The organism is Mesobacillus subterraneus, assembly GCF_020524355.2.
Taxonomy (GTDB): Bacteria; Bacillota; Bacilli; order Bacillales; family Cytobacillaceae; genus Mesobacillus; species Mesobacillus subterraneus_C.
This window is the reverse complement of record NZ_CP129019.1, coordinates 3,114,513-3,127,020: the sequence shown is the minus strand read 5'-3', so window position 1 is coordinate 3,127,020 and position 12,508 is coordinate 3,114,513. Positions and strand designations below refer to the sequence as shown.

Here is a 12,508-nt window from a genome sequence, read left to right as displayed (position 1 = left end):
GCAAAAATAGTGGAGAAAATTGATTGTGGAGGTAGGAATATGGATTTGAATCGCGTAAGACAAATACTGTCATCATCTGCCGAAATAGATGTGATTTATAACGGTGCATCCGTGTGGATTGACCATCTGAATGAGGACAGCCGCACTGCCACTGTCCATCTGCGTGGACCAATGGAAGAAAGGACAACTGTGGAGATTTCGGAACTGCAGGAAAGATCTTAAGCACCGATTATTCAATAGAGGCAAGTATTTCCTTGCTAAATTATACTGACCGCCGGAATGCAAAATAGTGTACGGCGGTTTTTTCCTATGGCACAATATTTACAATACCTATAGTGGTTTATCTGCTATAAAAATGAGGTATTTTTTTAAAATGAGAGGAGAGATGAACATGTTCCATTATACAATTGAAGTGGACAAGTCAATGAATGAAGCAGTATCTGCACTCGAAGCAAGCTTGAAAGATGAGAAATTCGGTGTCCTTTGGTCTTTGGATATGAAGGAAACATTAGCTGGTAAAGGTGTCGAACTTGACGGCGACTATATCATCCTTGAAGTGTGCAATCCGCATGAAGCAAAAAGGGTACTGGAAAAGAATCCTATCGTAAGCTATTTTCTCCCTTGCAAAATTGTAGTGTATAAAGATAATGGTACAACCAAGGTCGGCCTTCCAAAGCCTACGGAACTGATTAAATTTGTGGAAAATGAAGATTTGCAAGCAATTGCGGCAGATATTGAAAAAAGATTGATTGGTGCAATTGACAATATTAAATAATTTTAACTACTTGAAGCCCGGAAGTTTATTCCGGGCTTTTTATGCGCCATGAAAAATAGGATAAGCCCATTTTTGGAAATTGTATTGTCCGGTTGTTTAGGACAAATTTTTGCCGGGAACTTAATGATTAATCAAAACGGAAAATTTCGGCCGATGTGCCGTTTATATAGATTTAGCGGCTGTCAGATTGGCAGCCGTTTTGATTTGTATTCCAGTTTATAGAGGAATAGAATGGATGATAAGGAGGGGAATTCACAGTGAGCATTTTTGATACGATAGAATTACATAACGGAGTGAAAATGCCGGCTTTTGGCCTCGGTGTCTATAAAGTCGAGGAAGGTGAACATCTCGAACAAACGATTCATACTGCGCTTGACCTTGGTTACAGGCTCATAGATACAGCTTCTTTTTACCGGAATGAAGAGGGTGTCGGTCAAAGCATCCGAAACAGCGGAATCCCAAGGGATGAGTTGTTTATCACAACTAAAGTCTGGAATTCGGAGCAGGGATATGATAATACCTTGAAGGCCTTTGAAGATAGTATGGAAAGATTAGGGCTGGATTATCTGGATCTATATCTTGTCCATTGGCCTGTAAAAGGAAAGTACTTGGAAACTTGGCGCGCTCTCGAAAAGTTGTATCGCGATGGCAGAGTCAAGGCCATAGGTGTAAGCAATTTTAACATCCATCATTTAAAAGACCTTCTGAGCCATGCTGCAGAAAAACCGGTTATTAATCAGGTGGAGCTTCATCCTTTGTTATCCCAGATTGATCTTCGGGAATTCTGTCAGCAAAATAATATAAAAGTGCAAGCGTGGTCGCCCCTGTCCAGAGGGAGATTCCTGGATGATCCTGTGCTCGGAAAGATTGCTGAACAGCACGGCAAGACCCCTGCCCAGGTCATTTTAAGGTGGCACCTGCAAAATCAAATTATCCCGATCCCTAAATCAGTCACACCGACAAGGTTAAAAGAAAATGCAGAAATATTCGATTTTCAGCTGAGTCAAAAAGAGCTGGAAGAGATAGATGGACTTAACCAAGACCACCGATTTGGGGGAGACCCTGACCATATTGATTTTTAAAACAGGTGAAAAAGAGAAGTGTATAAATAAGATTTTTTACAATGACGGACTTAATTTAAATTAGTCCGTTTTTTATTTTGGGAAGTGGTTACATTAAAAGAAAGAGAATACTGCATGATATATGTTAAAGGCCAAATTATCACCAGGTAGGTTTTAAAATAATCTGTGGGTGGTAATGTAGATGTACAAGCAGAAAGCAACATGATTCAACATCTTAGAGCACTGCTTGTTAAACTGCAGAACCCCCTGGTTTAACACCATGGAAATTGAGGTAATATAAGGTTAGAGCAAGCTGTTCAGCTCCCGGGAAGCAATGAATGTCAGCATAGCTACTATTACATCACTGCAGTTGAACTCTTTAAAAGGGTGTAAGACCCCAAGCACTATTACTATTTGTAAAGTACATCTATATCTTAAAGGAGGAATTTTATTATGATGAGTTTTCTTTGGGCATTAATTATTGGTGGTATTATTGGGTGGTTAGCAGGATTGATTATGGGTAGAGATATTCCAGGCGGTATCATCGGTAACATCATCGCTGGTTTTGTAGGTGCTTGGATTGGACAAGCAATCCTTGGAGACTGGGGACCAGTAGTTGCTGACTTTGCGATTGTACCTGCATTGATTGGTGCGATTGCATTAGTATTCATCGTCAGCCTTGTAATGAAGAGCATGCGTAAAGCTGACTAATAACTAATAAAAAAATCCTTCCACGTCGGAAGGATTTTTTTTTGTGGTTTTTTATCCGTTCCTATTAAGAACTTTTAAATCTCATAGGGATCAATATTAAAAAATATCGGTGATTTGTCGATAAAAGGAGCGTGACAGATTATTTTTTCCTGTGTAAACGGATGGGTGAATTCCATTTTTACTGCATGCAACGCTTGTCTGTAAACTGTATCGCTTCCGCCGTATAGGCTGTCTCCGGCCAGTGGATGTCCAATCGCGCTGAAATGCACCCGGATTTGATGGGTCCTGCCGGTATCCAGTGTACATTGGACAAGGGTCAGGTCTTTCTGTTTTATTTGTTCCAGTACTTTAAAGTGGGTGATGGCCTGCTGCCCTGTTTCCGAAACTCTTCTTCTTGTTGGATGATGACGGTCACGGCCAATTGGTTTATTGATGGTTCCTTTTTTCTGTTTAATGATTCCGTCAGCCAAAGCCAAATAGGTTCTTTTGATGGCACGTTCCTCGAGCATTTTATCGAGTATCGCTGTAATGAACGAGTTTTTAGCAAAAAGTACAGCTCCTGTAGTCTCCCGGTCGAGCCTGTGTATATGACGGGAGCGGGTAATTTCTCCATTTGACTGCATATGGAATGCAGCTGCGTTCGCAAGGGTGCCTACCTGGCCGAGTTCGTTTGGATGTGTATCCATTCCGGCAGGCTTATTGAATACGATCAGATGGTCATCCTCATAAATGATATCAACATTCAAGTATTCAGGGATGATGGGAATATCTTCTTCAGTAAAAAGCTTCATGCTTAAGCGGTCGTTTTTTTTAAGGAGGAGTGTCCAATCAGGAACATTTCCATTAATCAGGACGTTCTTTTCTGTCCTTAAAAGATGGACCATTTTTTTCGGAGCTTTCCAAAAGTCCTTGAAAAGTGTTTCAAGAGTGTGCTTTTCCCATTCAGCGGGAATGACCAGCTCAAACCATTCGCCTTTTTTGTTAGTATGTATCATATTTGTCTCCTGACTTGGTATTTTAGATTTAATCTGCACTATAAAAATTTCATAGTAAACTCGTTTGCATTCAATAGTTATTTCTGTCAACTTTTACCGCATGCATGGTCATAATTACCACCCAGAAAAATGGAATGGATATGTTATTCTAGGTATATATATTACGAATAGATTACAAAGGGCTTAAAAAGGTGGGTCGAACATTGAAAATAGTTTTTGCGTCTACACCCGGACAAGAAGAAAAAGTAGTAGAACTGGCAAGGTATTTTTATACCGATATTTTTCCATTGTACTTTTCAGATGAAGACATTCATGAATTTGAAACGCTTGAAGTATTACATACAAGACCTGAGCAGTTCGAGAGATTCAGTACCCTTGGTGATGCTTTCCAGGTAATCACAAGCATGCAGACATTGATCTCTATTTTGGAGTCTGGTCATATTCCGGAAAAATATCAGTCCATGTTCCGTAAAAATGTCCAGACATTGACAGACTACGGAATTTGTTTCCCGTTTAATTACGGTCAATTTTGTGACTCCAAGCATGTTCATCTAGATTATATCAGTACCTATACGAAAGCCGCCAATAGACTGTTACTTTAAGAGCCATAAACATGAAAAGCAAATTTAAATGAAAACGCCTGCGATTCGCAGGCGTTTTGATGTTATTTCAAAGTGTTTTCATTGAACCAGTTTTCAAAGGTCGCTTCTTCCTGGTAGCCAACGATTCGGTTGACTTCTTTTCCATCCTTGTACTGAATAATGGTTGGAGTCGATTCGATGCCATAATCATTCCAGCCGTCTTTAAATTCTTCAAGGTTAAACTGTACTAAATCCACTTCCATATCCTTTGCAAGAGGTGCTACCACAGGAGTCGTGCGTACACAGTGTGAGCAAAGGGGACTGTAAAAATAGACAGTTACATCATCACCGTTTTCAATTTTTTCATCCAGTTCTTCAGGCAAAATGATATTTTGATAGTTCTCATCATCCAACTGCTTGACAGTTTCTGGATGAAGAGTGTCTTTCCCATACGGATTCCCCTCAGATTTCTCCTCATTTTGTGCTTTATTTAGAAAGAATAATGCTGCGAATAATCCAACGATAATTAATAGAAATACTATGACCTTTTTCAAATTACGCTTCCTCCTTAGATTTCTTCCAGATGATCAGACTCAATGTAAAAATAATGATAAATGCAGTTAAAGCCAGGAATGGGATGGAGATAAAACCAAGCCAATTGATATATTGGCCTGTACAAGGCACTCTCCCGCAAGTATCAGCATTGTCAGCCATGAATGGTACCTTTTGCAAGGAATAATGATACAGAGATATCAATCCGCCGACAGCTGCCATAATCATCGTATAAAAGGAAATTCTATAATCCTTTTTGACAACGGCAATCCCCAGTATCAACGCAAAAGGATACATCAGGATTCGCTGATACCAGCAGAGCAGACAAGGCTCATACTGCCGGATTTCCGAGAAATACAAACTGCCGAACATGGCGATGATCGATGTTGCCCAAGCCGCAAATAAATACGACTCCCTCGAATCTTTTTTCTTCTCTTTCAAGCTAATCTCCCCTAAGCTATGTAATCTCTATTTAAACTTTCTTTATAAAAGAAACAACTATCTCTCATTACATATTAAGTAATGTAATAAAATAATTCAATTAACATTATGTGAAATAATTTTTCACCATATAAAAGGAGAAGCTATATAAAGAGTATTATATTGGCTTGTTTTAGGGTATAGGGATAAGATGATGAAATATAGGCAGTTAATTTTTACATAAGCAGTAATATTAAAAGCTTAAAAATAAGCGGTTTTTTATTGAAAGGATGCAGGAATAATATGAGTGAATTGGATTTGTCCAAATTTGAGAAAAGAATGATCATTCGCAATACAAAGCAGGAGGATATTGATGAGATCATCAAGATGCAGAACAGCTGCTTTCCCGGCATGGAGCCTTGGAAGCGTGACCAGCTTGAAAGCCACCTTGAAATCTTCCAGGAAGGCCAATTTGTCGCGGAGTATGATGGGAAAGTAGTTGGGTCCTGCTCAAGTTTGATTATTAACTTTGATGAGTATGATGATCGCCACAGCTGGGATGATGTCACAGATGAAGGATACATCACGAATCATAATCCAGATGGTTATAATTTATATGGAATCGAAGTCATGACCCATCCTGAATTCAGGAGGATGAAGGTTGGCTACCGTTTGTATGAAGCCAGGAAAGACCTAGCAAGACAGATGAACCTGAAAAGTATCATCATTGGCGGGAGAATCCCGAATTACCATCTGCATGCAGAGGAAATGTCACCTCGTGAGTATGTGCGACAAGTCGCATCACACAAAATCTATGATCCAGTGCTGTCATTCCAGCTGAGGAATGACTTTACACTGATGAGGATCAACCCTAATTATTTGCCGGACGACCTCCAGTCCAATAAATACGCGACTCTGATGGAATGGAACAATGTTGACTATCAGCCCAAATCGAAGAGATTCTATAAAACCAGCAACCCAGTCCGGATTTGCGTTGTCCAGTATATGATGAGGAAAATCAAATCATTTGAAGATCTGGCACACCAGGTTGAATACTTTACGGATGTCGCTGCAGATGCTGGCTCAGATTTTGCGGTATTCCCGGAAATCTTCACGACACAGCTCATGTCGTTCATGGATGAGAAATCACCTTCGCTAGCTGTCCGCAGAGTGACAGAATATACAGAGCAATACATCGAGCTTTTCACCGATCTGGCCGTCCGTTATAACGTGAATATCATTGGCGGTTCGCATTTGGTAAAAGAAGAAAATGACGAAATATACAATATCTCTTACCTGTTCCGCCGTGATGGGACGATTGATAAGCAGTATAAGCTTCATATCACGCCAAATGAGCGCAGATGGTGGGGCATCAGCCGCGGAGATGAGTTGAAGGTGTTCGATACAGACTGCGGCAAGATCGCAATCCAAATTTGTTATGATATCGAGTTCCCTGAGCTTGCAAGGATTGCGACTGATATGGGAGCGAAAATCATTTTTACACCGTTTTGTACCGAGGATCGCCAGGGTTACTTGCGGGTCCGTTACTGCGCCCAGGCAAGAGCGGTCGAGAACCAGGTCTACACGGTCATATCTGGTACTGTCGGCAACCTGCCGCAAACAGAAAACATGGATATCCAATATGCTCAGTCCGGAATCTTCGCGCCATCTGATTTCGAATTCGCGAGGGACGGGATTGTCGGTGAAACGAACCCGAATATTGAAATGGTCATGATTGGAGATGTCGATCTCGAAATCCTGCGGCGCCAGCGCCAGGATGGCACAGTCCGTCAGCTGAAAGACCGAAGGCATGATATTTACCGAATTGAACATAAGAAGTAGGGTAGCCAGTTAAACACTTGGAGAAAAGGTTTCTATTCTCCAAGTGTTTTTTTTTTCAGAGGTCACCCAGAAGGCCGATGCCTGGGATTAACCGAATATGAAAAAAAGATTCTTGATAGGTCGATAGGTAACCAAAAATCACAGGAACTGGAAAAGTAGGTCACCAAAGAATCCAATTGGTGACCGGGATTAACAGAAGTTGGAAAATGGAGCGCAAATAAACCGATAGGAGATTATAAATCGCAGAAATTGGAAAAAAAGGTTGCCAATAAGCTCGATTGGCTATCGGAAATACCAGAAAACGGAAAAATTAATCATCAATAAACCTGATTGACGACTGTAATTAACACAAACTGGAAAAACGGAACACCAATGAAGCCGATTGGCCCCCGGAAAACTACAGAAACTGGAAAAAAAGATGACCAATGAACCCGATTGGCGCCTGGAAATCCCGTAAACTGGAAAAAGGGGTAACCAATGAACCCGATTGGCTCCTGGAAATCCCGTAAACTGGAAAAAGGGGTAACCAATGAACCCGATTGGCTCCCGGAAATCCCGTAAACTGGAAAAACAGATCACCAATGAACTCGATTGGTGCCAGGAAATAACAGGAACTGGAAAAATAGATCGCCAATGAACCCGATTGCCGACCAGTAATCCTATAAACTGGAATAGGGGGTCGCCAATAACCCTCAATTTAGAGTTCCAGCACCAAATCAAGCTCCATCAAATAAAATAACAAAAATTTATCAATCAGACTCTATCTTGTTTTATAATTAGCTGTAAGATTAAAATCTTATTTTTGGGAGGTCATTTGATGGATTGGAAAAAGAGTGCCGATAAATGGCTTGGTTTTACTGGATTGGATCCGGAGCTTAAAGCTGAGCTGGACTCATTTAAAGAAAACGAGAAGCATTTGGAAGAAGTTTTTTATAAGAACCTGGAATTCGGGACTGGTGGAATGCGCGGTGAGATTGGTGCTGGAATAAACCGTATGAACTTATACACTGTCCGCAAAGCGTCAGCAGGCCTGGCAGCATACATAGAAGAACAAGGGAATGAAGCGAAGCAGCGTGGCGTGGCAATCGCCTATGATTCCCGTCATAAATCTCCTGAATTTGCGATGGAAGCTGCGAAGACATTGGCAACACGCGGTATCCAGACATATGTTTTTGAAGAATTAAGGCCTACTCCGGAGCTGTCATTCGCGGTACGTCACCTGCATGCATATGCAGGAATCGTCATTACCGCCAGCCATAACCCGCCTGAATATAATGGTTATAAAGTTTATGGTCCAGACGGCGGCCAGCTGCCTCCGGATAGCGCTGATGAAGTGATCGACAAGGTTAATGAAATCGAAAATGAACTATCCATCGAGGTAATGGACGAGCAAGTGTTGAAGGAAAAAGGTTTGATCAAGATGATTGGCCCTGAAGTGGATCGGGCATATCTTGAGAAACTGATGACGATATCCGAAAATCCGACGCTGGCAGATGAAGCCAATGTAAAAGTGGTGTTCACACCGCTGCACGGCACTGCCAATATGCCTGTGCGCAATATCCTTACTAATCTGAAATACCAGAATGTCACGGTAGTAAGAGAGCAGGAGCTTCCTGATCCTGAATTCTCTACAGTGAAAAGTCCAAATCCGGAAGAGCATGCCGCATTTGAACTGGCAATCCGTGAAGGAAAGAAAATCGATGCAGATTTGCTGATCGCTACGGACCCGGATGCTGATCGTCTTGGAATCGCCGTAAAAAATCAGGATGGGGAGTATGTTGTCCTGACAGGTAACCAGACTGGAGCGTTGCTGCTGCATTATATCCTAAAGCAAAAGCAAGAGAAAGAAACCCTTCCAGCGAATGGAGTCGTGTTCAAAACAATAGTAACGTCCGAACTTGGCCGCAAGATTGCTTCATCATTTGGAGTCGAAACAATCGACGTCCTGACTGGATTCAAGTTCATAGCTGAAAAAATCAAACAGTATGAAGACTCAGGAGAGTATAAGTTCCTGTTTGGCTATGAAGAAAGCTATGGATACTTAATCGGCGACTTTGCCCGGGATAAAGATGCAGTCCAGGCGGCAATGTTAGCTGTTGAGGTTTGCGCATATAATAAAAAGAAGGGCATGTCCTTGTACGAAGCGCTTCTTAGTATTTTTGAGGAGTATGGGTACTACCTGGAAGGACTTCGTTCCCTGACGTTAAAAGGTAAAGAGGGTGCGGAGCTGATCCAGAAGACACTTGGAGTCTTCCGCCAGGAGCCGCTTAAGCAGCTTGGTAAGTTGAAAGTAACAGCAGTGGAAGATTATTTAACAGGTGTAAGAGTGAATGAAAACAATGAGGAAGAAAAAATCCAGCTTCCTTCTTCAAACGTTATTAAATACTATCTTGAGGATGGCACATGGATGTGCCTTCGCCCATCCGGGACTGAGCCGAAGATTAAGTTTTATTTTGGTGTGAATGACAAGAGCCTGGCTGAAAGCAAGCAGAAGCTCCAAAAAATAGAACAGGATTTCATGGAGGTAGTCGAAAATAATATGGAAGCTGCCAAAAACCTGTAAACCAATTTAGAGAGACAGATGAGAGCAAGAAATCAGAAATCGCAATGTTAAAAAACAAGTAGAGATTGATGAAATAGTCATCCATCCTCTTATACAGAATTATCCTATTGCTAAATGGCAGAGTCCGAAGAGGAATTTCCTCTTCGGATTTTTTTGTGATTTTCAAAAAGGTGCCTGTTTTAACTTTTGGTTGAGAAAGCAACAAATTTTATGAAAAGGTCTATCTGCGACTTTTGAATGAGGAAAATTCAAACTTTTTTCAAAAGCGAAATTTTTAGGTTAGAGATATAATAAATGAAAATGGGGGGATTGGATGACTGGGGGTAAAGCGAATTCGGATATCGGTATCTTGAAGGAAATTGCCGAATTATTAAACGAGGGCACAGAGCTCAATGCTGTTCTTGCCGAAGTATTGAGAAGGCTGCTGCATATAACTGGACTTGAGACAGGATGGATCTTTCTCATTGACGCTCAGGGTGACTACAAGCTGGCTGCAAAGGTGGAGTTGCCTCCTGCATTATCTATGGACAATTTTGCTCCAATGTGTGAGGGTGGATGCTGGTGTGTTGACCGCTATAACGATGGAAGATTAAATAAAGCGACGAACATCTTCGAATGTAAAAGGCTCGAGGATGCAATCAACAATCGAACCGGCGAAACGAATGGTTTGACTCACCATGCCACAGTCCCATTAAGAGCCGGAAATGAAAAGTTCGGAGTCATGAATGTAGGCTCACCACATAAAATTCATTTTAAAAAGGATGAACTTGCCTTGCTTGAGGCAATTGCATTCCAGATTGGAACCGCTATAAAAAGAATAAGGCTTGCCCAGCAGGAGCAGGATCTGGCGTTGGCAGCTGAGCGGAACCGCCTGGCTAGGGATTTGCACGATTCAGTGAATCAACTCCTTTTTTCACTAAGTTTGACGGCAAGAGCTGGCACTGAAATGGCGAATACTCCGGAACTGAAAGATACTTTCTCATATATACAGGATCTGGCGCAGGAAGCGCAAGGGGAGATGAGGGCGCTAATCTGGCAATTGCGCCCCCAGGGTCTCGAGAACGGTATCATCTGCGCACTTGCGGGATATGCTGAGATGCTGGATTTGCCGCTCGAAACAAAGGTGATTGGAGTTTCAAGCCTTCCAGGGATAGTGGAGGAAGCGCTTTGGAGAATTGGTCAGGAAGCGCTCGCTAATTGCAAAAAACATTCCCAGGTCGACAGAGTTCACTTAACACTCAATTCGACCAGTGCTCAGGTAGATATGCAGATTCAGGATGATGGTTCAGGATTTAATTTTAATCCTGAACAGGAACTTCCATCACTAGGTTTGAAAAGCATGCAAACGAGGGCTTCCTCGCTTGGGGGAGAGCTTAGAATTCACAGTAAGCCTGGGGAAGGAACAAGGATTTTAGTAAGGATCCCGATATGATTAAAAGGGGGAATGGGTGATGACAATTAGAATCCTGATTGCCGATGATCACCATGTGGTAAGACGAGGGCTGGTTTTTTTCCTGAGGACACAGGAACAATTAGAGATTGTCGGGGAAGCAGGCAATGGAAAGGAAGCTGTTGAGCTTGCTAAGACTTTAAATCCGGACCTTGTTTTAATGGATTTAATCATGCCAGTTATGAACGGGATTGAGGCGACGAAAATTATCAAGGCAGAGAATCCCGCTATTAAAATCATGATGCTGACAAGCTATGCAGATCAGGAGCATGTGATTCCAGCCATAGAGTCAGGTGCATCTGGCTATCAGCTTAAGGACATCCAGCCAGATGAACTGGTAAAAGCAATAGTAAGAATCATGGGTGGTGAAAATCAGCTTCACCCAAAAGCGACTTCACTTGTGTTATCGCATCTATCCGGCAATAACCGCCAAGAAAGAAAACTGCTTAATGAGCTGACAAAGCGTGAGTTGGAGGTGCTGAAAGAAATAGCCAGCGGCAAAAGCAATAAAGAAATTGCAGCTTCATTGTATATTACGGAAAAAACAGTTAAAACTCATGTTTCGAATGTCCTGGCAAAATTGGAATTGGGAGATCGGACTCAGGCAGCATTATATGCTGTCCGGAATCGCCTCTTAGAACAAAAACCTCCTTCCGCTTGAAAAAACAAACCATTAATTTACAATGGCAATCAGCATAAAAAATAATAAACACGGCACCTTAATATAGGTGGCCGTGTTATTTTTTGGTGGAATTCTCTTGTTAAATCGAGCCGGTAACAGCGGTTTCCAGGTAGTCATCGCCGGCGGCTTCATTTGCGTGGTCGATATATCTGAGCAGGGAATACAGGCGTTTCTCTATGACAGCATAATCTTTTTCAAAGTTGTAAGCGTGGAGAAAATGTTCAATCCTTTTAGCTAGGAACTGGTCCTCTGTCCTGACCATGAGGATGAGCAGGTTATCCCATTGGGATCGGTGCGTGTAATATAAAGCACGATCATAATCCGTTTTGTTCATTCTCAATCCTCCTTATGAGGAGTTGATAATATTATATGGAGTTGAGCACGGAACTTCCTCAGAAAATGTTGGACGACCTTGTTTACAGGGGTTTTCAAGTTTTACCTGTATAATTGGGCAATCAAATGAACTTTGTATGACTACATATCGAGCTGGGTTTCAAAGCTGAGCAGCTAAAAGAGGTGTATTGATGAATAGGTATTTGTTTGCGATAACTGTATCTTTAATTTTGTTAATGGGAATCCAAAGAGCAGATACTATTGCTCAAAGTCCTGATTACGAAAAGTATGGAAATATTGCTACTACAGTAATCAGGGCGGAGTATCCTGGTAAGACAGTACAGAATTACAAGTATATGGGCAGGAAGCAGATAGACGATCGCCAGGTACTTGACTCGTTTCAATACAAGGTGCGTGTCAATAAAAAAACGGTTATTATCACGGTGCAAGTCGCCCATGATGTAAAAAATGACAGGTTACTGAACCTTTCTGTTACCGAACAACTGCAGCAGTAAAGTTTATAACCTGTTCATCTTTCTCCTT

Annotated in this window: 14 protein-coding genes; 10 read left to right on the top strand and 4 right to left on the bottom strand. The window is 41.7% G+C overall.

What is annotated here, in order from left to right:
- Positions 1 to 39: 39 nt before the first annotated feature.
- The 4 genes from LC048_RS16260 (at position 40) to LC048_RS16245 (ending at position 2,547) form a co-directional block, all read left to right on the top strand.
- A complete protein-coding gene (locus LC048_RS16260; protein WP_306048108.1) occupies positions 40 to 222 on the top strand; it encodes an H-type small acid-soluble spore protein in 183 nt (60 codons plus the stop codon).
- Between the two features lie 169 nt (positions 223 to 391).
- Complete coding sequence (locus LC048_RS16255) at positions 392 to 775, top strand: DUF302 domain-containing protein (protein WP_226599841.1); 384 nt, start codon at positions 392 to 394, stop codon at positions 773 to 775.
- Positions 776 to 1,074: 299 nt separating this feature from the next.
- Positions 1,075 to 1,857, top strand: coding sequence for an aldo/keto reductase (locus tag LC048_RS16250; protein ID WP_226600034.1), 783 nt, complete (start codon positions 1,075 to 1,077; stop codon positions 1,855 to 1,857).
- Between the two features lie 432 nt (positions 1,858 to 2,289).
- Complete coding sequence (locus tag LC048_RS16245; protein WP_226599843.1) at positions 2,290 to 2,547, top strand: GlsB/YeaQ/YmgE family stress response membrane protein; 258 nt, start codon at positions 2,290 to 2,292, stop codon at positions 2,545 to 2,547.
- Between the two features lie 74 nt (positions 2,548 to 2,621).
- Here LC048_RS16245 and LC048_RS16240 read toward each other — a convergent pair whose 3' ends face one another.
- The gene (locus tag LC048_RS16240; protein ID WP_226599844.1) at positions 2,622 to 3,542 is read right to left on the bottom strand and encodes an RluA family pseudouridine synthase; all 921 of its coding nucleotides are present in this window, start codon (positions 3,540 to 3,542) and stop codon (positions 2,622 to 2,624) included.
- A 203-nt stretch (positions 3,543 to 3,745) separates the two neighbouring features.
- On the opposite strand from LC048_RS16240, the gene LC048_RS16235 reads away from it, so the two are divergent.
- On the top strand, positions 3,746 to 4,144 hold the full coding sequence (locus tag LC048_RS16235) for a YhcU family protein (protein WP_226599845.1): 399 nt from the start codon (positions 3,746 to 3,748) through the stop codon (positions 4,142 to 4,144).
- 62 nt (positions 4,145 to 4,206) lie between these two features.
- On the opposite strand, the gene LC048_RS16230 is transcribed toward LC048_RS16235, so the two are convergent.
- Together LC048_RS16230 and LC048_RS16225 are read right to left on the bottom strand one after the other, a co-directional pair.
- On the bottom strand, positions 4,207 to 4,677 hold the full coding sequence (locus LC048_RS16230) for a thioredoxin family protein (RefSeq protein ID WP_226599846.1): 471 nt from the start codon (positions 4,675 to 4,677) through the stop codon (positions 4,207 to 4,209).
- 1 nt (position 4,678) lies between these two features.
- Positions 4,679 to 5,122, bottom strand: coding sequence for a disulfide oxidoreductase (locus LC048_RS16225; RefSeq protein ID WP_371932072.1), 444 nt, complete (start codon positions 5,120 to 5,122; stop codon positions 4,679 to 4,681).
- 276 nt (positions 5,123 to 5,398) lie between these two features.
- Between LC048_RS16225 and LC048_RS16220 the strand changes: the two genes are divergently transcribed.
- The 4 genes from LC048_RS16220 (at position 5,399) to LC048_RS16205 (ending at position 11,611) form a co-directional block, all read left to right on the top strand.
- Entirely contained in the window at positions 5,399 to 6,937 is a 1,539-nt protein-coding gene (locus LC048_RS16220) for a bifunctional GNAT family N-acetyltransferase/carbon-nitrogen hydrolase family protein (RefSeq protein ID WP_226599848.1), read from the top strand.
- An 817-nt stretch (positions 6,938 to 7,754) separates the two neighbouring features.
- A complete protein-coding gene (locus LC048_RS16215; protein WP_226599849.1) occupies positions 7,755 to 9,500 on the top strand; it encodes a phospho-sugar mutase in 1,746 nt (581 codons plus the stop codon).
- Positions 9,501 to 9,813: 313 nt separating this feature from the next.
- A complete protein-coding gene (locus LC048_RS16210; RefSeq protein ID WP_306048103.1) occupies positions 9,814 to 10,932 on the top strand; it encodes a GAF domain-containing sensor histidine kinase in 1,119 nt (372 codons plus the stop codon).
- Between the two features lie 19 nt (positions 10,933 to 10,951).
- Positions 10,952 to 11,611, top strand: a complete 660-nt coding sequence (locus LC048_RS16205) for a response regulator (protein WP_226599853.1) — start codon at positions 10,952 to 10,954, stop codon at positions 11,609 to 11,611.
- Positions 11,612 to 11,711: 100 nt separating this feature from the next.
- On the opposite strand, the gene LC048_RS16200 is transcribed toward LC048_RS16205, so the two are convergent.
- Positions 11,712 to 11,966 carry a YhdB family protein gene (locus tag LC048_RS16200; protein ID WP_226599855.1) on the bottom strand — a complete coding sequence of 85 codons (255 nt, stop codon included), beginning with the start codon at positions 11,964 to 11,966 and terminating at the stop codon, positions 11,712 to 11,714.
- Positions 11,967 to 12,156: 190 nt separating this feature from the next.
- Between LC048_RS16200 and LC048_RS16195 the strand changes: the two genes are divergently transcribed.
- On the top strand, positions 12,157 to 12,480 hold the full coding sequence (locus tag LC048_RS16195; RefSeq protein ID WP_226599857.1) for a DUF3889 domain-containing protein: 324 nt from the start codon (positions 12,157 to 12,159) through the stop codon (positions 12,478 to 12,480).
- Positions 12,481 to 12,508: the final 28 nt, after the last annotated feature.

Coding starts and splice junctions, on each gene's coding strand:
- LC048_RS16260 (WP_306048108.1), top strand. CDS start 40: ATGGATTTGAATCGCGTAAGACAAATACTGTCATCATCTGCCGAAATA.
- LC048_RS16255 (WP_226599841.1), top strand. CDS start 392: ATGTTCCATTATACAATTGAAGTGGACAAGTCAATGAATGAAGCAGTA.
- LC048_RS16250 (WP_226600034.1), top strand. CDS start 1,075: ATGCCGGCTTTTGGCCTCGGTGTCTATAAAGTCGAGGAAGGTGAACAT.
- LC048_RS16245 (WP_226599843.1), top strand. CDS start 2,290: ATGATGAGTTTTCTTTGGGCATTAATTATTGGTGGTATTATTGGGTGG.
- LC048_RS16240 (WP_226599844.1), bottom strand. CDS start 3,542: ATGATACATACTAACAAAAAAGGCGAATGGTTTGAGCTGGTCATTCCC.
- LC048_RS16220 (WP_226599848.1), top strand. CDS start 5,399: ATGAGTGAATTGGATTTGTCCAAATTTGAGAAAAGAATGATCATTCGC.
- LC048_RS16215 (WP_226599849.1), top strand. CDS start 7,755: ATGGATTGGAAAAAGAGTGCCGATAAATGGCTTGGTTTTACTGGATTG.
- LC048_RS16210 (WP_306048103.1), top strand. CDS start 9,814: ATGACTGGGGGTAAAGCGAATTCGGATATCGGTATCTTGAAGGAAATT.
- LC048_RS16205 (WP_226599853.1), top strand. CDS start 10,952: ATGACAATTAGAATCCTGATTGCCGATGATCACCATGTGGTAAGACGA.
- LC048_RS16200 (WP_226599855.1), bottom strand. CDS start 11,966: ATGAACAAAACGGATTATGATCGTGCTTTATATTACACGCACCGATCC.
- LC048_RS16195 (WP_226599857.1), top strand. CDS start 12,157: ATGAATAGGTATTTGTTTGCGATAACTGTATCTTTAATTTTGTTAATG.